This is a genomic window from Indolivaga capnocytophagoides (genome assembly GCF_036511535.1).
Taxonomy (GTDB): Bacteria; Bacteroidota; Bacteroidia; order Bacteroidales; family Dysgonomonadaceae; genus Dysgonomonas_A; species Dysgonomonas_A capnocytophagoides.
On sequence record NZ_AP028867.1, the window covers coordinates 357,967 to 378,927 of the forward strand.

Annotated in this window: 16 protein-coding genes; 6 read left to right on the forward strand and 10 right to left on the reverse strand. The window is 37.3% G+C overall.

Going from position 1 to position 20,961, the window contains the following annotated elements; translation table 11 throughout:
• The first annotated feature begins 2 nt into the window (after positions 1-2).
• The 6 genes from cdaA (at position 3) to AABJ51_RS01675 (ending at position 8,538) form a co-directional block, all read left to right on the forward strand.
• Entirely contained in the window at positions 3-800 is a 798-nt protein-coding gene (gene cdaA / locus AABJ51_RS01650; RefSeq protein WP_026625614.1) for a diadenylate cyclase CdaA, read from the forward strand.
• A gap of 122 nt (positions 801-922) precedes the next feature.
• The gene (locus AABJ51_RS01655; protein WP_338374184.1) at positions 923-1,897 is read left to right on the forward strand and encodes a lytic transglycosylase domain-containing protein; all 975 of its coding nucleotides are present in this window, start codon (positions 923-925) and stop codon (positions 1,895-1,897) included.
• A gap of 96 nt (positions 1,898-1,993) precedes the next feature.
• A complete protein-coding gene (uvrA, locus tag AABJ51_RS01660; RefSeq protein ID WP_338374185.1) occupies positions 1,994-4,828 on the forward strand; it encodes an excinuclease ABC subunit UvrA in 2,835 nt (944 codons plus the stop codon).
• Positions 4,829-5,240: 412 nt separating this feature from the next.
• Positions 5,241-7,532 carry an NADP-dependent malic enzyme gene (locus tag AABJ51_RS01665; RefSeq protein WP_338374186.1) on the forward strand — a complete coding sequence of 764 codons (2,292 nt, stop codon included), beginning with the start codon at positions 5,241-5,243 and terminating at the stop codon, positions 7,530-7,532.
• A 60-nt stretch (positions 7,533-7,592) separates the two neighbouring features.
• Positions 7,593-7,934: a DUF4878 domain-containing protein gene (locus tag AABJ51_RS01670; protein WP_026625618.1), complete on the forward strand. Its 342-nt coding sequence runs from the start codon at positions 7,593-7,595 to the stop codon at positions 7,932-7,934.
• Positions 7,903-8,538: a YiiX/YebB-like N1pC/P60 family cysteine hydrolase gene (locus tag AABJ51_RS01675; RefSeq protein ID WP_338374187.1), complete on the forward strand. Its 636-nt coding sequence runs from the start codon at positions 7,903-7,905 to the stop codon at positions 8,536-8,538. The genes AABJ51_RS01670 and AABJ51_RS01675 overlap by 32 nt, the downstream gene beginning before the upstream one ends.
• On the opposite strand, the gene dgt is transcribed toward AABJ51_RS01675, so the two are convergent.
• The 10 genes from dgt to AABJ51_RS01725 all read right to left on the reverse strand — a co-directional run bounded on the left by dgt (position 8,524) and on the right by AABJ51_RS01725 (position 20,932).
• Entirely contained in the window at positions 8,524-9,852 is a 1,329-nt protein-coding gene (gene dgt / locus AABJ51_RS01680; RefSeq protein ID WP_338374188.1) for a dGTP triphosphohydrolase, read from the reverse strand. The two genes, AABJ51_RS01675 and dgt, sit on opposite strands and share 15 nt — an antisense overlap.
• A 106-nt stretch (positions 9,853-9,958) precedes the next feature.
• Positions 9,959-11,161, reverse strand: coding sequence for an FprA family A-type flavoprotein (locus AABJ51_RS01685; RefSeq protein ID WP_026625620.1), 1,203 nt, complete (start codon positions 11,159-11,161; stop codon positions 9,959-9,961).
• A gap of 105 nt (positions 11,162-11,266) precedes the next feature.
• On the reverse strand, positions 11,267-12,325 hold the full coding sequence (locus tag AABJ51_RS01690) for a prolipoprotein diacylglyceryl transferase (protein WP_026625621.1): 1,059 nt from the start codon (positions 12,323-12,325) through the stop codon (positions 11,267-11,269).
• Positions 12,326-13,050: 725 nt separating this feature from the next.
• Entirely contained in the window at positions 13,051-14,223 is a 1,173-nt protein-coding gene (gene uxuA, locus AABJ51_RS01695; RefSeq protein ID WP_338374189.1) for a mannonate dehydratase, read from the reverse strand.
• Positions 14,224-14,387: 164 nt separating this feature from the next.
• Entirely contained in the window at positions 14,388-15,203 is an 816-nt protein-coding gene (locus AABJ51_RS01700; RefSeq protein ID WP_134437419.1) for an SDR family oxidoreductase, read from the reverse strand.
• A 228-nt stretch (positions 15,204-15,431) separates the two neighbouring features.
• Complete coding sequence (locus AABJ51_RS01705) at positions 15,432-16,511, reverse strand: LacI family DNA-binding transcriptional regulator (RefSeq protein ID WP_338374190.1); 1,080 nt, start codon at positions 16,509-16,511, stop codon at positions 15,432-15,434.
• 467 nt (positions 16,512-16,978) lie between these two features.
• Complete coding sequence (locus AABJ51_RS01710; protein ID WP_434781393.1) at positions 16,979-17,494, reverse strand: ParB N-terminal domain-containing protein; 516 nt, start codon at positions 17,492-17,494, stop codon at positions 16,979-16,981.
• A 137-nt stretch (positions 17,495-17,631) separates the two neighbouring features.
• Positions 17,632-18,936: a DUF3440 domain-containing protein gene (locus AABJ51_RS01715; RefSeq protein ID WP_338374192.1), complete on the reverse strand. Its 1,305-nt coding sequence runs from the start codon at positions 18,934-18,936 to the stop codon at positions 17,632-17,634.
• Positions 18,933-19,331: a phospholipase D-like domain-containing protein gene (locus tag AABJ51_RS01720; RefSeq protein WP_338374193.1), complete on the reverse strand. Its 399-nt coding sequence runs from the start codon at positions 19,329-19,331 to the stop codon at positions 18,933-18,935. Before AABJ51_RS01720 ends, AABJ51_RS01715 begins: the two co-directional genes overlap by 4 nt.
• Positions 19,332-19,351: 20 nt before the next feature.
• Complete coding sequence (locus tag AABJ51_RS01725; protein WP_338374194.1) at positions 19,352-20,932, reverse strand: hypothetical protein; 1,581 nt, start codon at positions 20,930-20,932, stop codon at positions 19,352-19,354.
• Positions 20,933-20,961: the final 29 nt, after the last annotated feature.

Consider the following 20,961-nt stretch of genomic DNA (forward strand, 5'->3'; position numbering starts at 1 on the left):
TTTTGGAAAATTTCGGAATAAAAGACATAATTGACATTCTGCTGGTTGCATCTATTATGTATCAGCTGTATTATCTGGTGAAAAAATCAGGTACCACAACTATATTCAAAGGAATATTCGCTTTTCTGATATTATGGATTGTAGTTACCCATGTATTTCAGATGAGACTGTTAGGTGCTATTCTCAGTCAGTTTGTGAGTATTGGTATGTTTGTTATCATTATTCTGTTTCAGGATGAGATACGGCGTTTCTTAATGTCTCTGGGTTCTAATAACACATTCAGGGTGTTGGCTAAATTCTTTGGCGCAAAAAGCGAAAACAATGTGACCAATACGGTGATAACTCCTATGGTGCTGGCCTGTATGAATATGGCGAAAACTTATACCGGAGCTCTTATTGTAATTGAAGGTGAAATGTCGTTGGGGCATTATGTTCAAACCGGAGAAGTATTGAATGCTGATGTAAGTACACGGCTTATTGAGAATATTTTCTTTAAAAACAGTCCGTTGCATGATGGAGCTATGATCATTTCGAATGAAAAGATAAAAGCTGCGGGATGTATTTTGCCTGTATCGCAAAATCCGAATATACCGAAACAGTTTGGATTGAGGCATCGTGCCGGATTGGGTATAAGTCAGGAAACTGATGCCCATGTGATTATTGTTTCAGAGGAACGGGGGCGTATATCTTATATGAGCGGAGGTCATATCCATCCGAATATTACAGCCGAAAAGTTACAGGAGCTGCTTAGCGAACCATTAATAAAAAAGAATGAAAAAACCGATAAAAAGCGTAAATGATATATGTATGCTTATTAAGGTTGCTTCCTGTGAATGAAATAAATGATAAATTTGTAATTATACATGTGCTAACATATAAATAAGGGTCTGCGACCCCGGAATATAAACTAAAGGTGAAGAGTATGAAAAAATATATTGTCTTATCATGTTCGTTTGTTTTAATCTGTTTTATGGGATTCTTTTTCTTGTCAACATCTGAAAAAAGCGTTGAGGAACAGAAAAATCCCAAGGTATTATCAATGACAACCTCGATAGAAATTCCTGATAAAGTAAAATTTGCAGGAGAAGATATACAATTGGAAAGATATGATCTTTACGAACGTTTCGATCGTGAACTGAATAGCTTTGCATATCTTCATTCTACAACAATGTTATTGATAAAAAGAGCAAACCGCTTATTTCCGATAATAGTTCCTATACTCAAGGAAAATGGTATTCCAGAAGATTTTAAGTATCTGGCAGTTATAGAAAGTATGCTTGATACCAGAGCCATATCATCGGCGAAAGCGGCCGGTTTATGGCAATTGATGCCTGCTACCGGTACTCAGTTCGGGTTGGAGGTGACCCCTGAAGTAGACGAGCGTTATTCGGTCGAAAAGGCTACAAGAGCCGCTTGTAAATACTTGAAGAGTGCTTATAATAAATACAATAGCTGGTCTAGCGTAGCTATATCATATAATGCGGGTATGGGACGTGTAAGCGGAGAATTAGAAAAGCAACAGGCAGAGGACGGTGTTGACCTGTGGCTGGTCGAAGAATCTTCTCGTTATTATTTCAGGATGCTCGCAATAAAAACGATTTTCGAAGCTCCTTATAAGTACGGATTTGTAATTACTTCCGATCAATTGTATAAACCGTTTAACTTTAAGGCTATAGAGGTTTCGGAAAGTATTCCCGATCTGGCATCTTTCGCAAAAGAAAACGGAATTAGTTATGCTCAATTAAAGGATTTCAATTTGTGGTTAAGAGATCGTAAATTAACTATTACAGCAAAAAGTCAGAGTTCATATACTATTCTGATTCCGACACAGGAATCGTTGTATTACAAAAAAGGTGAAAAGATTGAAGTGTATGATAAAAAATGGATTGCCGACTAAAAGGCAATCGCAAAAATAAGTAGAAGTAAGTGTTTACTTACAGAATAATAAACAGGTCTGAGACCTTGATCAAAAAAAGTTAGGTTAAAATATAGAATGGACCAGAAGGTTGAAGAAACTGAAAAAATTGAAGTGTACGGAGCCCGTGTACACAATTTGAAAGATATAGATGTAGAAATACCTCGTAATTCGTTGGTGGTGATTACGGGATTGAGCGGAAGCGGAAAGTCTTCTTTGGCATTTGATACTATCTTTGCCGAAGGACAGAGGCGTTATATAGAAACATTTTCAGCATATGCCCGTAACTTTTTGGGAGGAATGGAGCGTCCTGATGTAGATAAAATAACAGGCCTCAGTCCTGTTATTTCTATTGAACAGAAGACCGTAAACCGTAACCCTCGCTCGACTGTCGGAACTACTACCGAGATATACGACTTTCTTCGTTTGCTGTATGCACGCGCAGGAGATGCTTATTCGTATCTTACCGGAGAGAAAATGGTAAAGTACACCGAACAGCAGATTCTCGATCTGATTCTGACTCGTTATCTGGGTAAAAAGATATATATATTAGCACCTGTTGTACGTAATCGTAAAGGGCATTACAAAGAGTTATTCGAGCAGATACGAAAAAAGGGATACCTTAATGTACGGGTAGACGGCGAAATAAGGGAAATACTTCCCGGTATGAGGGTCGATCGTTACAAAAACCACAGCATAGAAATCCTTGTGGATAAAATGGCTGTTTCCAACAAATTTGCTGATCAGTTGAGAAACAGTGTTAAAGTGGGAATGAAACAAGGTGACGGGCTCATTATGATACAAGATGTCGAAAGTGGTGATGTGCGGCATTACAGCAGCCAGCTGATGTGTCCGAGTACAGGACTTTCGTATGGAGAACCTGCTCCTCATAATTTTTCCTTTAATTCTCCTTATGGTGCTTGTCCTAAATGTAAGGGTTTGGGAGAAGTCAACCAAATCGATATGGATAAGATTGTGCCGAAACCCGAAGTCAGCATCTATTCGGGAGGAATAGCCCCTTTAGGCAAATATAAAAATTCGCTGTTCTTCTGGCAGATAGAAGCCATTTGCCAAAAGTATGATGTGACAATCAAAACCCCTATAAAAGATATTCCGCAGGATGCTCTGGACGAAATTATGTTCGGAACAGACGAAAAACTACAGATTAAAAATGATACTTTAGGTACATCCTCTTATACAGTAGCATTCGAAGGTGTAGCCAAATATATTACCATGCAGCAGGATAGTGATGCCTCTGCAACAGCTCAGAAATGGGCAAACCAATTTATAAAGACATCGCTTTGCCCCGAGTGTAAAGGACAGCGGTTGAATATCGAAGCTCTTAACTACCGCATAAATGATAAAAATATAGCGGAACTGGCAGCAATGGATATTCAGCAGCTATACGATTGGGTTCAGACTATGGATGAACACATTTCTGAGAAACAGCGTCATATAGCAGCAGAGGTTAAGAAAGAAATTTTATCCAGATTATCGTTCCTTCTTGATGTAGGATTGAGCTATCTGTCACTAAACAGGGCTTCGGCTACACTCTCGGGAGGAGAGAGTCAGCGTATACGTCTTGCCACTCAGATAGGTTCTCAGTTGGTTAATGTGTTGTATATTCTAGATGAGCCCAGTATAGGGTTGCATCAGAGAGATAATGTTCGGTTAATCAATTCATTGAAAAAATTACGCGATACAGGCAACTCTGTTGTTGTGGTGGAGCATGATAAAGATATGATGCTCGAAGCCGACTATGTTGTTGATATGGGCCCTTTTGCCGGGAGGAGAGGCGGAGAGGTTGTTTTTGCGGGAACCCCAGCCGCAATGCTAAAGGCGAACACCCTTACTTCGGATTATCTGAATGGTCGAAAAGAGATAGAGATTCCAGCGGTTAGAAGAGAAAGTAATGGTCATCTCCTTGAATTGAAGGGAGCAACCGGAAATAACTTGAAATCGGTTGATGTTTCAATACCTTTAGGTACTCTTACGTGCATCACGGGGGTATCGGGCAGTGGTAAATCCAGTTTAATAAACGGAACATTATTGCCGATACTAAGTCAGCATTTTTACAGATCGTTAAAAGATCCACTTCCTTACAAATCGATTGATGGAATAGAGCATATTGATAAAGTAATCAGTGTCGATCAGTCTCCTATCGGCCGTACTCCACGATCCAATCCAGCAACATATACGGGCGTATTTTCTGATATTCGCAATTTATTTGTGAACCTGCCTGAAGCGAAAATCCGAGGTTACAAGCCGGGACGTTTTTCTTTCAATCTCAAGGGCGGACGATGTGAAACTTGTGGTGGAAACGGTTATAAAACTATAGAGATGAATTTTCTGCCCGATGTATTTGTTCCTTGCGAAGATTGTCATGGTAAACGATATAATCGAGAGACTTTGGAAGTACGTTTCAAAGGTAAGTCTATAGCGGATGTTCTTGATATGACAATTAATGCTGCTGTAGAGTTTTTTGAAAATACACCTAACATTCTGCATAAGATAAAAGTCTTGCAGGAAGTAGGGCTCGGCTATATTAAGTTGGGGCAGCCTTCGACCACATTATCCGGAGGAGAGTCACAGCGTATAAAACTGGCTACTGAACTTGCCCGTACTGAGACCGGTAATACCATGTATATTTTGGATGAACCGACAACAGGGCTGCACTTCGAAGATATAAGAGTATTGTTGGGTGTGCTTAATCAGTTGGTAGAGAGAGGAAATACCGTGATTGTTATCGAACACAATCTGGATATTATAAAGTGTGCAGATTATATAATAGATATGGGACCCGAAGGTGGTTCTGGCGGAGGTCAATTGTTGATACAAGGGAAACCTGAAGAAATTATTACTAAAAATATAGGAATAACGTCACAATTTCTAAAAAGTGAGTTAAAAAAGTGAAAAAAGAGAGATTTTCTTGATGAATTAAAAAAACAGTATTAAATTTGCCCGTATAAAAAAAAGAGAAAACATTGATATAATAATTAGACTTTAAAATAATTGTTATTCAATTTAAAGATATATAAGAAACACTGAGTTGGTTCCTGATTTTATATCAGACCACAATCAACTCTATTGTGTAGTTTTGTAAAGTTTGTGTTAAGAAGGAGAGTCTGCGAAGTGATTTCGCGGACTTTCTATTTTTTTGATTTTATCTATATTTAAGAGACTGGAAATGGGGTAGGGTGCTCCTATTTTTTCTATCTTCGTACTTAGTAACCGTCAGGAATTTATTCGTTTCCTCAGTTGCATTCGAGCTTTCCAAAATAACAAAAGGTCTGAGACCTTAAAACTCAATTTCAAATAACGGATTATGAGAAAAGTAACAAAAGAAGAGGCTTTGATTTATCATTCGAAAGGTAAACCCGGAAAGATAGAGGTGGTTCCGACCAAACCATACAGTACACAAACCGATCTGGCTCTGGCATATTCTCCCGGAGTGGCTGAACCTTGTCTCGAGATAGAGAAGAATCCCGAAACAGCATACGATTATACAGTTAAAGGCAACTTGGTTGCTGTGATCTCCAATGGTACAGCCGTGTTAGGTTTAGGAGACATTGGTGCTTTGGCCGGAAAACCTGTAATGGAAGGAAAGGGTCTCCTGTTTAAGATTTTTGCCGGAATTGATGTTTTTGATATTGAAGTTGATGAGAAAGATCCTGATAAGTTTATTCAAACCATAAAAGCTATATCTCCCACATTTGGAGGAATAAATCTGGAGGATATAAAAGCTCCTGAATGTTTCGAAATAGAACGCCGCCTGAAAGAGGAACTGGATATTCCTGTTATGCACGACGATCAGCATGGTACAGCAATTATATCGTCAGCAGCTTTGTTAAATGCTTTGTGTATAGTTGGTAAAAATATAGAAGAAGTACAAGTTGTTGTAAATGGTGCAGGGGCTTCAGCTGTAGCTTGTACTAAGTTGTATATGAGCTTGGGGGTAAGGAAAGAAAATGTAGTGATGTGCGATAGTAAAGGTGTTATCTCTACAAAAAGATCAGACCTGAATGAACAAAAAAAGTTTTTTGCGACGGATAAACCCCTTGCGACTCTTGCTGATGCTCTGAAAAATGCTGATGTCTTTTTAGGGCTTTCGGTAAAAGGTGTTGTTACTCCTGATATGCTGAAATCTATGAACAGCAACCCGATTGTATTTGCTTTGGCTAACCCCGATCCCGAAATCAGTTATGAGGATGCAATGCAGGCTCGTGAAGATGTTATTTTTGCAACGGGACGTTCCGATTATCCCAATCAGGTGAATAATGTATTAGGTTTTCCTTATATATTCAGAGGTGCTTTAGATGTAAGAGCTAAAGGTATTAATGAAGAAATGAAACTGGCTGCTGTACGTGCGCTCGCTGATCTGGCGAAAGAGCCGGTATTGGATGTCGTGAATGCAGCTTATGGCTTACAACGGACAACTTTCGGGCGGGACTATATTATACCAAAACCTCTTGATCCGAGATTGCTGACAAGTGTTTCTATGGCTGTGGCTAAGGCTGCGATGGATTCCGGAGTGGCTCGCAGACCTATAACCGATTGGGCTGTTTATGAAAATCGGTTGACAGAGATGATGGGTTACAGTAATAAGATGGTACGGCAACTTACATCTTTGGCTAAGAAGCATGTAAAACGTATTGTTTTTTGCGAAGGCAACCATATCAACATGATAAAATCGGCAGTTATTTGTGCTCATGACGGAATTTGTCATCCAATATTGATCGGTAACCCCGAACGTATTCTGAATATAGCAAAAGAACATGATCTGAATCTGGAGGGTATTGAAATTGTGAACCACAGAGCGATAAGTGAAGATAAGAGACGAGAGGATTATGCTGCTATATTATCTCATAAGCGCGAAAGACAGGGGGTTACTCATCTCGAAGCATTTGAGAAGATGAATGATCGTAACTATTTTGGAATGATGATGGTAGAAACCGGAGATGCAGATTCTCTTATAACCGGAGTTTACAGTCATTATCAGGATTTTGCTCAGAAAGCAATTGAAGTAATTGGTTTACGTCCTGGAACAAATCACTTTGGAGCCATGCACATTGTGCAAACAAAAAAGGGGACTTTCTTTCTGGCAGATACTCTCATTAATAGATGGCCGGATACAGATGCATTGATTGATATTGCTAAATTAACCAATTATGCAGTGAAGTTTTTTAATCACGATCCTGTCATGGCAATGCTGTCTTTCTCTAATTTTGGTGCAGATAACAATGGAAGTCCTCAGAGTATTGCGGATGCTGTTCGTTATATACATGCAAATCATCCCGAAATTGCGATTGATGGAGAAATGCAAGTGAATTTTGCTCTAAGAAAAGAACTTAGAGATGAGATGTTCCCATTCAATAAGATAAAAGGCAAAGATGTGAATACTCTCATTTTTCCGAATTTGAGTTCTGCTAATATAATAAGCCGTTTGTTAGTTGATCTGGGAATTTCCGGAGAAACAATAGGCCCTATTCAAATGGGGTTGAACAAACCGTTGCATTTTACCGATATTGAGAGCTCTGTGCGTGATATTGTAAACTTGGCTACGGTTGCGGCAGTGGATGCTATTGTCTATGAAAGTAAAATGAAAAAGCAGCAATGATAATAGTAAGTATTATCTTTGTCGCTTTAATCGGAGAAATTACTCTTTAATAACTATAAAATGAAAAAACTATTTATTCTATTATTACCGTTTGTATTTGTGGCATGTAGCAAAGGGCCTGAAAGTGCAGCTAAAGGATTTACTGAAGGAATGGCTAAAGGAGACTTTACTGAAGCTAAGAAATATACGACACCTCAGACCGGAGCATTACTAGATATGGTTAGCAGTATGGGAGGAGCCGATAAAATGCCGACAACTCCTGATTACAAGTTCGAAATGGTAAAAGACTCTATCGAAGGAGACAGCATCGCCTGGGTTACTTATAAAACACCTAAAGGTGATGAAGATGTCCTAAACTTAGTTAAACAAGATGGTGAGTGGAAAGTATCGATGGGTAAATAACCTGTTTGTTGTACTTTTTTTAATCTGTATATCGAGTTGCTCTTCTTCTCCAACTCAAAAAAACGGAGTTGAAGAACGTGAGGTGTTACTGCTCGAAAACGGAGATATAATATACCGGCATGGAAATGGTTTCTTCTCGGGGTATTTCAAGAATACATCTCAGAAAGAACAGCTATATTCTCATGCCGGTATAGTTTCTGTTTCCGGTGATAGTATATTTGTCATTCATTCTGAGGCTAGTGAATTCACCGGTATAGGCGGGGTGAAAAAGGAAAGTTTACAGTTCTTTCTGAAAGATATTACTACTTGGGGTGTATATCGCCTCGATACAATTAAAGAGGTCAGAGACAGTATTGTTATTACAGCACTAAAATATTTGTCAGATAATAGACAGTTTGACTTTGATTTCAATAGTGATGATGATTCTAAAATCTACTGTACGGAATTAATCGCCTTGTCTATTAATAAGGTTATGCACAGAAATATTATTGAAGCGAATGGACATTTGGGCAAGAAAGTCTATTTTGCTGTAGATGATACTTATATGATTCCTCAAATGAGGAATATTATCCAGCATCACGAAGATAATTTAAACAGCAGGTAAACTCATGCCTGTTATTTTTCGGTATAAATCCAGCGCATAAACATCAGTCATACCCGAAATATAGTCTAGTATAGCAAGTGTTTTAATATATAGTGATTTATCGTGAACCTCATATTGTTCGGGAACACGTCTGAGCAGTAATTGAGAATATGCCTTATCTGGATTCAGGATAGCATCCATCAGAGCGTCTAAAAGTATTCCTATGATCCGATGTCCGGCAAGTTCTATGTCCAAAACATCCTTAGCCCGGTATATATATTTGATGCTGTATTCTGTGCAGGTTTTATAAGCCGTAGAGGGTAAATCTGAAATATACTTGATTAAAGAACCGCTAAAACGACCTTCCAATATTGTTTCTTCATTGTTGATAAAGACCTGTGCACATTCATTAACAAGTAGTCCTATGACATTTGATCTTAGGTATGCCAATTGCTCATTTACATCATTTACGTGCTCCATAACCTTCTTCATCTTCTCCTGTTTTTCAGAAGGGAAGAAGTTCATGAATAGTTCAATGGTTTTTTCGGTTGTAAGTATATGCAGTTTATGAGCATCCTCTATGTCCATGATTTTATAGCAGATATCATCGGCGGCTTCGACCAGATATACCAATGGATAACGAGCCAGTTTCAGCGGCTGTTCCTGCAAAATCGGAATTCCCAATTCTTCGGCAATCTGTTTTACGGCATTTTCTTCAGACTGAAAGAAGCCGAATTTACCTTTGTTATGAGCTAATTCCGATGAGAACGGATATTTGATGATGGATGCCAGCATGGAGTACGTCATAGCAAAGCCTCCTTTTCGCCTGCCTACAAACTGATGAATCAGTAACCGTATGGAATTGGCGTTACCATCGAAGTTTGTAAAATCTTCCCAACGCCCTTCTTCTTTGATTATATCATGATATAAAGGACGTCCTTTTCCTTCAGAGAAATACGTCGCAATGGCTTTTTCACCGGAATGACCGAATGGAGGATTACCTAAATCATGAGCAAGACATGCTGCGGCAACGATGGATCCTAATTCGTCAAAAGCAGCATCCGATTCGGGATACTTTTTGTTGAGTGCTTTGGATACGATTAAACTGATTGATCGTCCGACAGTCGAAACCTCGAGACTATGTGTGAGTCTATTGTGTACAAATACACTTCCCGGAAGGGGAAATACCTGAGTTTTATTTTGCAGTCGTCTGAATGGAGATGAAAAGATAAGCCTGTCATAATCTCTCTGAAAATCAGAACGATCGTGCTGCCTGTCGTCATGGTATTCTTCCATGCCGAATCTCTTTGAAGATAATAGTTTATGCCACTCCATATTTTATCAAAGATAATCTTTATAATACAGAAAAGATTCAGTTCTTTCAGAAAATAAGGTCAAAGAATATCGCTTTGACCTTATCATATATAACTGATTTATCTCTTTATCTGTCTTGTTTCAGTCTGTCTGCCATTGCTTTACCGAGCTTGATACAGCCTTCATATGTTGGAATATTCATGGCTTGTTTCATTTCAACCGGTTCGCCTATAATTTCGAAATTCGTTGTTTCCGCAAATTTAGCAATGCGTTTAACTGCTGCTCCTGCCCACGTAAATGAACCAAAATAAGAAAGGTAACGGTTTTTCATATCCCGTTCTTCTATCTTTTCCAGTATAGCACTTATTTCCGGGAACAGGCGGTTGTTGTATGTCGGTGATCCGATAATTAAACCCTTGTATTTGAATATATCACGGATGATATAAGAATGAGCGCGCTTGGATGCATTATGCATTACAATCTCTTTAATGCCTTGCTGAGCAAGTTCGTGAGCTATTGTTTCGGCCATCTGCTCTGTATTTCCGTACATACTGCCATATACAATAACAACACCTTCGTCTCCTTCGTATTTACTTAGTTTGTCATAAATAGAAATAACCTTTTGTATTTGCTCCGGCATTGTCCATACAGGACCGTGTGTAGAACAGATGTAATCTATTTGCAAACCACTCAGTTTTTCAAGGGCTTTCTGAACGGGAGATCCGAATTTACCAACAACATTTGAATAGTAGCGAATCATTTCGTCATAATAGCGTTCAGCATGTAATTGTTGGTCAACAACGCCTCCGTCTAATGTGCCGAAAGTACCGAAAGCATCCCCCGAAAAGATGATCTTATCAGTCGAATCGTAAGTCATCATGGTTTCAGGCCAGTGAACCATCGGAGTAAGGTAAAATACCAGATTATGTTTGCCTAAAGCAAGTTCTTCTTTGTCGGCTATGATTTTAATACCTTCTGTAATACCGTAAAATCCGGTAATCATATCGGCCGTTCTTTTATTGCCGACAATCTCTACATTCGGATATTTAGATCTGAGTAAGCCTAACGATCCCGAATGGTCGGGTTCCATATGGTTTATAATCAGATAATCTAAAGCTCTCCCGTTCAGTGCAGATTCTAATTTCTGAAAAAATACATCAGAATAACAGATATCCACAGTATCAAACAGAGCGGTCTTTTCATCTACTATTAAGTATGAATTGTAAGATACTCCTTTAGGAAGAGGCCATAGGTTTTCAAATAATGCTTTTGTCCTGTCATTTACACCAATATAGTAAAGATCTTCTTTTATTTGAATAGGTTTTAACATAATACTGTTATATGTAAAAGTAAGAATTTATAATGTATTCTAAAGTTATAGCGATCAAATTGTATATGAATTTACCATAGCGGTAAACGGATCTGAGATCCGGTGTTATTTTTGAGTGCTTTGTTTATTCGTCTTCAAAGAGTTGTATATGAGGCATACTCCCCAGATTATAAACGGTAAGCTAAGCAGCTGTCCCATATTCATCCCGATTGTATCTCTCATTTGTATTTCGAAAGGTTCTTGTACATATTTAATGTATTCGATTAGGAAACGCGAAAAGAAAATTCCTATCAGGGAAATGCCTAGTATCAGCCCTCGTTTTTCTTTGGCATTAGTTTTATAAAACAAGTACATAGTGGCTCCGAATATAATAAGATAGATAAGGGCTTCGTAGAGTTGGGTCGGATGACAAGGTAATTCTCCTGCTCCTCCCATCTCCAGAGGTAAATGCCAATTTCTATCCCTTACGAAATTGAATCCCCATGGCATAGAGGTTGGTCCACCGTAAATTTCCGAATTCATAAGATTACCGATACGTATAAAAGCTGCCCCGATAGCAACACCTACGACTAAGCGATCCAAAACACTTATAGTCATTTCGCGGGTGAGGTATACCATATACACACATAATCCGAGAAGTAGTCCTAAGAATGCGCCTATTGTACTATATCCGCCATCCCATAACATAAATATCTTCAGTGGATTTTGCAGATACACTTCAGGTGCATCGAAGAAACAATAACCCAATCGGACACCTAATAAAAGACCTATAAGACCAAAAATCGAAAACTGCTTCCAGTTGATCTTTTGTCTACTGATAGACTGTGCGTAAAAGCAAACGGCCAAAGTCATTCCGATAGCTCCTCCGTGGCTGGCAAGTCCGCCTTCCCATATTTTAAATAACTCCAAAGGATGAGACAGGTAGTGTACTGGGTCGTAAAATAAACAATGTCCGAGACGAGCCCCGACAATAAGTCCGATAACTACGTATAAGAACAGCCGGTCGAATAATTTTTCCGGTTGTTTTTCATACTCATACATTTTTCGGATGAAATACGATGTACAGAGAATACCTACAGCCCAGCAAAGGCCATACCAACGGATTTCTCGGCCAAATAGATTCACTAGTTCAGGATTAACATCCCAATTGACAAATGCAAGCATATTTTCTTTTCAGTTAATCATTACTACTATTGTTACTCAAATACCAGTGTGGTTTTAAGGGTTGAATCCATCAATAGCTAAAGTTGATTGTTGAAACCTATTCGACCTATTATCAAAAAGCCCTCAATGTTAGGCAAAGATAGCAAAATTATGTAGAATCATTCTGATTAAGAATGATAAATATAGCATTATTGTATTATCCAAAAAGCAGAATAGATTATAAAATAATCAGTAGGTTATGGCTGGAGGGGAACAAAAGGTTACAATCAGAAATGGTAAATGAATTTCGATGGTTCTCCTTGTAATTTGTTTTTTATTAAATGTTTATCGGATATTTTCTTTTGAAAAGGTAACAAAGGTCACATCTTTTATGTTCACTCTTCGAATGGTACTTTTACCTGTTAGATAAGATAGCCTGCTATGTTTTTATTTCTGGCGTATAATTTACGCCTCTACAAAAAGATTCCGAAAAAGGTTACAAAGGTTACAGTGAAATTGCATTTTTTCGGATAATACCTTTTTTTTAAATTTTCCAGCTATTTAAAGATCGTTTTTCTATAGATAAAATAGAAAGAAAAATATCCGCTTAAATAACAACAAAAGCAATCTTTATATGATTGCTTTTGTTGTTATTTCGGTAAATGAAAGTATTTAATGATATATTTTCAAGTTATAATAAGTTTAGGATACCTATACTTGTCAAAGCCATAAATAAGTCTGATTCCTTATTTATACAAACTATTGGCTATGCCTAACTCAAGCCCTCTCAGTTCGGCAAGTCCGCGTAAGCGTCCGATGCATGAGTATCCGGGATTTGTTTTTTTGTTCAGATCATCTATCATTTGATGACCATGATCAGGCCGGAATGGGATCGAAATATGTCTTTTTTGCTGAATTTCAAGAAAGCCTTTCATTACATTGTACATATCAACATTTCCTTCGAGATGATTGGCTTCATAAAAGTTACCTTCTTCATCCCTTTGTGTCGATCTAAGATGTACAAAATTTATGCGGTCTCCGAACTGTAATATCATTTTAGGTAGATCGTTATCAGCTCTTACTCCGAATGATCCCGTACAAAAACATAGACCGTTTGAATCATTGGGTACTGCCTGAACTAATTTGAAAAAATCGCTGGCTGTACTGAGTATGCGTGGCAGTCCTAGTATCGCAAACGGAGGGTCATCAGGATGGATGGCAAGTTTAGCGTTTACTTCATCAGCAACAGGTGCTATTTCGCTAAGGAAGTATATAAGGTTGGAGCGTAGCTTTTCAGCATCTATACCGTTGTATCTGTCCAATTGTCTCTGGAATTCTTCAAGGGTAAAGCTTTCTTCCGCTCCGGGTAATCCTGCTATCATATTACGAACAAGCAGATCCTTTTCGGCTTCGTCCATATTTTCAAATCTAGCTTTCGCCTTAGCTATGTCCTCCTGCGAATAATCTTTTTCGGCATTTGGTCGTTTAAGGATAAATAAGTCGAAAGCTAGAAAAGCTACTCTTTCGAATCGTAAAGCTTTCGAACCATCCGGCATGGTATACGCCAGATCGGTACGAGTCCAATCCAACACCGGCATGAAGTTATAGGTTATAATCATTATACCGCATCGAGCCAGATTGCGGATACTTTGCTTGTAATTTTCGATGAACTCTTTGTAGTTTCCTTCTTGTGTTTTAATATATTCATGTACAGGAATACTTTCGACAACCGACCATATAAGTCCGGCTGCTTCTATTTCAACTTTTCTCTTTTGAATTTCTTCAATAGTCCATACTTCTCCGTTTTTTATATGATGCAGGGCGGTAACAATACCTGTTGCTCCTGCTTGTTTTATATCAAGCAGGCTTACCGGATCGTTAGGCCCGTACCATCTCCATGTTTGTTCGCTTAGTATCATGATTTATTGTTTATTATAGATAAGTTACAGACCGTATTTAAAGACATGTTCTGAAGCAATACTCTGCTCCTTCTGTTATGCTTACAAAGTCAATAAACAGGTCTGATACCTTAAAAGTGTTTAGTGATTACAGTGTTTATATAGTCCATTGTGATAATACAAGTTTAGATAGAGAATGAATCGAATCCTCCGTCAACAACAACAATGGATCCGTTGACGAATGTTGAAGCCTCACTAACCAAATAATGAATAGATCCTAGCAGTTCGTTAGCTTCACCGAAGCGCTTGAATGGAGTATGGGCTACAACCGATTTTGCGCGGTCGGTATAAGATCCATCGGGATTTAGCATCAGATTTTTGTTTTGTTCTGTAATAAAGAATCCCGGAGCCACTGCATTTACCCTGAATTTGTCTCCAAACTTCAGAGAAAGTTCACCTGCCATATATTTAGTGAAATTTGCTACTGCTGATTTGGCTACGCCATATCCCATAACCCTTGTCAGAGGTCGGAATGAAGACATTGAGGCTATGTTGATAATATTGCCTTTGCCTTGTTTAACCATTGCTTTGGCAAATACCAGAGTAGGGATTACTGTTCCGAAAAGATTGAGATCGACAACTTTACGGAAATCATTGATATCTATATCGAAGATTGTTTTATCGGGAGGAATTGTTGCTCCTGGCATATTACCTCCGGCTGCATTGATCAGTACATCTACCTTATTGTATTTTTTGATTATCTGTTCTTTGCAGCATTCAAGGTTTGCCTGATCCATAACATCCGATTTGAAAAATGTAACGTCATATCCTTTTTCTCTGATGTTTTTAGCTAATGCTTCACCTTTGTCCTGAGAGCGTCCCAGTATTGCTACTTTGGCTCCGTTCGATGCCAGGTATTCAGCCATGCTGGATCCTAATACACCATATCCTCCGGTGATAACTACTACTTTTCCTTTGATGTCAAATAAATTGTTTTCCATTTGTAGAGAGCTTTTATTGTATGATTTGTTATTCTATGCAATAGACTTATATTAAGTCTTTAACTTGGTAAGTAAAATAAAGGAAGCTTGTTTCTATCATAGAAGACGTTCTGATATTTACCTTATAAGTAAATGAAAGTATTTAATGATATATTTTTAGTTTATAACAGCTTCAGATCATTACACTTACCAAAGCTATAAATAGGTATGTGACCTTAATTATAATACTTATAGTCTGAAATTATTATAATAATCTATATTCTCTTTTACTAATATATCGAGGGGCATATAGTTTAATTTTTCGGGATACTGTTTGAATAATAAATAATTACTTAAAGCTTTGATGCCGTCATAGCCTTGCAAACCTGGTCGTTGAGCAATAAGAAATGAGACAAGATTCTCTTTTAAAGCATTCATGTTTTTTTCAATAGAATCATATCCAAGCAGTATGATCTTGTTTTGAGGGTCACTCAGCTTTTTACAAAGAAATGCAAGTTCATATATTCTAGAATTGAAGACTATGCCTCCTACCGAAGATGCAGAGTTCTGTGATATTTCTTTTATTATTCTTATAGCCTTTATATAATCTTCCGGATCTATTTCTATATGATGGAATGTACCTGAAAATTGGATTTTCTTTAAATAATCCATAAATCCCTGTTCTCTCCCCTGCATTTGAGTGGATGTGCCTTTATCCGTATTTTTTATATGGGCGATAATTATATCAGCATTATTGCCTATTTCTTTCACCATCAATTTGGCTGCAATGGATCCACTGATAAAAGAGTCTGCCCCGAAATAAGCGAGATTATTCTGCCCCGGTATATTGGAATCTATAAAAACATATGGTATTTCTTTTTCATCGAGAGATTTCGCTAAATCTGTTACTTTGTCGCCGAATAATGTAGCTATAAGTATTCCGTCGTATCCTTTCCTCATCATATCTTTCGTTATTTCCATGAAAGATTTGGTGTCCTGCTGATCGAAGAGCAGGTATTCAACTGATACATTAAAGCTTTTTAATTCGGAAATGGCAAGATTTATACCATCATATACCTGTTCCCAGTAATCGCCACGAGTATACTTAGGTATAATTGCACAGAGATTGTATACCTTTTTAGAAGCAAGAAAGCGAGCGACCATATTGGGTTCATAATTGATCTCTTTAAGAACCTTCTCTATTTTTTCTCTCTTTTCTTCCGAAACGTACCCTCTTTTATGTAATACTCTGTCGACCGTACCGGCTGATACACCGGCAAGTTTTGCTATATCAACAATTCGTATATTTCCTTTTTGATCTTTCTCCATAAAATTATTTAACCAGTCATGTGTACGCACACATAAGAAGAGCAAATATATGTATTATATATAATAAAAGAAGGTAATTTCTCTGAATATTATTTATTACAAATATATTATTTATTTTCGGAAAGAGACCTTTATACTGTAAAATCATAAATAATGATCATCTTAAAAACAAACACTTAGGAGAACTGGCTTTGATTTTAAAGCATTAACTCTTCTAAAATAGAAAGTCAAATAGAATTAACGAAAGATGTTGAATAGTAGGTGATTATATTTAAATGATATTGTTTCTATAATTTCCTGTTTTTCGTTGTTGAGCTCATCTTTTATATTTTCTGTGATGAGTTTCTTAAACTGTATCTCATCAAAAAAAGCTAAAGTTTTGAGACTAGGCTCGATGTTCACTGACTTTATTTTGATATCAAAATCAGATGTTTTTGAGAATCATCAAAACTCTAATCATAATATTATTATTTATCGTTAATATTTCTGATTGAGAAATCCCTTGATTTAAACAATTCTGCAATTCCTGTCAGTTGTTTCAAACGTAGGATCTCATCTATATCCATGCCTATATGCTTGGAAATCCAGACTGCTGATTTTCCTGAAGTAATTAATTCCCGTACAATTTCTGACATTAGCGTTATATCATGAGTTCCTCTTGCCCTGTTATGGCGTATTGTTGATGCCATCCTTTGACTTAATTCCCGTTTAGATTCGCGTATATAAGTAACCGGAAGCCGGCCGAGTGTACTCCCGCTTATTTTCTTTGAACTCTGTTCCGCCTTTCTGCGGTGAAATCCGTCCACAATACGGATTGTTCCTTTTTCGGGACTGCCGACAATAGGCATTGTATAACCGTCTTCTTCTATAGAGGTAATTAATAAGGCCATTTCAGGAGGGGCTACACTATTGGGATTGTAATCATTCCCTTCCACATCTTCTGATTTTTCCCAAGCGACAAAATCTACAGGGTGATGCTTCATCGGACTAATTTCATGTAGCATAGACCTGACATAATTTAAAGTATCGATTTTGTCATTCACATTCTCAATTCTCTCAATATACTGACAAATATTTTCTACTGTCTGTAAAAAAGCTTCTTTAGGATAGTTCTGATGGTTCATAATATTTCCTGGTATTTCCTGATTAATTCCTGTTGTTTCAGTATCTGCTTTTTAGTCAAAGAAAATGACAGAGTTCTGCATGTAATATCATTTTTAAGAATGGCCATACACATCCGTCTCCAGGAAAGGAAATCTGTTTTATTATCCAGCCCGGGCAATACGTCGGGTATCGTTTTGAAACGAACGACATCCTTATCTCCTTTTCCTCGCTTACTGTATTTATGGGTATTAATAATCATGTCTGGATCAAGTTCAAGAATATCTTCATCGCTAACAGGGGAACCTACTTGGTTCCAGTAACGAATAAACTTTATAAACTTGACTGTATATATTTTTCTTGTTTCATCAGGAAGTGTTTTTAACAGAAACTTACAATAACTCTTCCATGTATGTCCTTGGGGGAGTTTTATTTTCCCCATGCCCAATGCTTTGGTTCCGCAGTAGATATTTCCAAAATTAGCACCACTGACCCGATCGACTACCTTTACCCATGTTTCCGGTTCGAGTTCTTTGAAAAGATTTAATCCAGCCTTTTGTTCGTCACCATAGGGTTCGCAAATCCGCATTTTAGATAAAGGAACTCCAGCCTTATAGAACAAATCATAGATAGTGTTATATAGCTTACGGAATTTACCATTATAAGTCCATATATCTTCTGTGCGCCAATCGCTTATAGGATAAAAATTATAAGTTGTATTTGTTATTCTGGTCGAATACCTTTGGTTTTTATAAGATACTTTATCTCTTCTGGATATGGCATGATAACGATTCAGGCTTTCGTCGGCACGTATGCCTATCAGGCAGGCGGTTCTTTTGCTTCCATGCTTATGAGCATACCAATCCCCAAAATGCAAAGCAAATTCTTCAAAAGTCATATTCTCTTTGTAAAAATCGAAGGAATGGTTATTACTGTTAATTATAAAATTATGTTCGGGCATCGGACGTACCCATTTAGCTTTTTTGTCTGGATCCCAAAAGATCCAGAAAGGTTCATACATAGAAACTGCATTCGTTGTTATCATAGGAAGGCATACCCAATAAGGCTCTATTAAATCAAGGTTGCCGAGAAACATCCGTTCGATAAATTCGACAGTCCTTTTATATGAGGCCTCCACGTCCATATATAATACTCCGACTTTCCGCTTTATATCATGCTTGCGCATATAGTCCAGAACTATATTCAGCATTACACCACTATCCTTACCTCCGGAAAAAGCCAGGTATATATTTTCAAATTCAGAAAAGATATATTCGATACGGTCCAGAGTTATCTCATATACATTTTTCGTATATTCTTTCATATAACCTTAGCCATTTTAAAATATTTAGTTCCTTCTTTTTCCATAGAGAATCCCATTTCTTCGAGAAGTCCCATATCAGAGTTGTCTGCTACAAAGGTGATGAGTGTTCCTTTTTCAATATCATTAAAAACCCGTTCTAAGAGCTGCTTTAATACATCCTTGTCCTGCCATGTAAAATCATTGCATAAACGGTTATTCACAATAGAAATAAAACCGGTTACCATATTCTTTCCCTTAATGGAAATATACCAAAGATGGTCTTCCGTGTTCTTGAAAGGATAACCGCCATTTAAGCGAATAACTTCCGGATTCATAACAAATGGCGCGATTAATTCATATAAACGGTGATCTGTACCCCAGATTTTTTCTATTCTTGTATCCCCATTGCTATCCATCGTATCATATTTTTTTGTATCTATAGATCTTCAACAAATTCTTTCAGCATCTGGCGATTTGCGAATAACCGGTTGATTTGATTAACCAGTTTTTCTTTCCTTGCCAGATTCTCTATGATGTTTTTGTCAATTCCACTATTCGTTATAAAACGTTTAATCGAGGTGTTACGGGATATTCCGTTATCCCTGATATAAGATAATTCTCTTTTGTAACCTTTGTATTTAAAGGAAAGTGAAAAGAATATGATTTCACAAGGTTTATTAATTCCTCTCAAACAAAGCTCCCTGACATGCAATGTTGAAATAAGATATTTTTTATTATTTCGAATGAATTGCATTTTCTCAGCTGCTCTTTCCTTTTTGTTTTTACCACAAAAAACAGCACATTGTTTTCGTCCCCAGAAGTTGATTAATAAATCAATCTCAAAAAGATATTTACAAAAGACAACAACCTGAGATTTATATGATGTGAATTTTTCAAAAAGCGATAATTTATTTGTTACATAATTACCGCCCTTTAATTTAGTGGGAATATAACCACATACAATCCGTTCCATTTCACCCATTATTCGAAAAATATCATATAATCTGATTTCATATCTTTCGATAAGTGTTAATAATTCATTTTTCTTCTTTTTATATAGTTCCTTTTGTATAGCGGTTAACTCACATATATATGTTTTGATTATCAGGTCTGTCTCTATATTTTCTTCTTCCTGCATAGAGTACGTATAAGGTTCAGCCAGACTGGTCAGGTAAGCCAGGTTCTTATATCCCAGTATTTGACTTCCGCCTATTCCTCCATAGATTATGTGCTTTTTAGAAAAATCCTCCCAATGATAATAACCGAGTATATCTTTATTGAGAATACGATACTGCATATAAATATCATGGATATTATTTAAAATCAGAGAATCCGTCATCATTAATTTATAATTACACTTGTCTGCTATTTCCATCATTCGCAATGAGCGTACAGCTTCAGGTGATTTGAATAGGTGGCAGTCATCAATAATAATCATTGTCTGTGAATCAACAGATTCAAGTAGTGCCTCATGGGTAATGATATCAAAACTCAAACTTTCTACTGATACCAGAAAGACGGGAAGCTTAATGTCAGGCCATTGGGTATTCAGATCCTTCTCAAGATCGGGAATTCGAGCATTAGACAAGAAGATGTATAACTTTTTAATCCTTTTATTCCTATAACGTATCAAAGCCAGAGTGATCGACAAGAACCATTTGTCCATCCAGTTTCCGGATAACAATATCGATACTTTCATCTTGCACAGGAACCGAACTGCACCAGTCAGGTGAGGTGTTATATTTCTCAAAATAGGAAAAAGATTGTCTTTGAGCCTAATTGCTAAAGGGATATTTCGGTATATCAATTCACAATTGAATATAATTTCATGAAACTGATCCTCGATCATTGATCTGATACGATCGGTTTCCTGCCTGCACCACATAGCCGTATAATCATTTGAAGAGACGTTAACATTTAGCCTTAGGCTGTCATTGACAACTTCAAAATAAAGCTTTGTTCTTACTTTAAAAGGAGCATAGTTAAGTAAAAGGGGTACATATACTCGGCAACCCATATAAGCGTTATGATAAAGTTTGGCCCCTC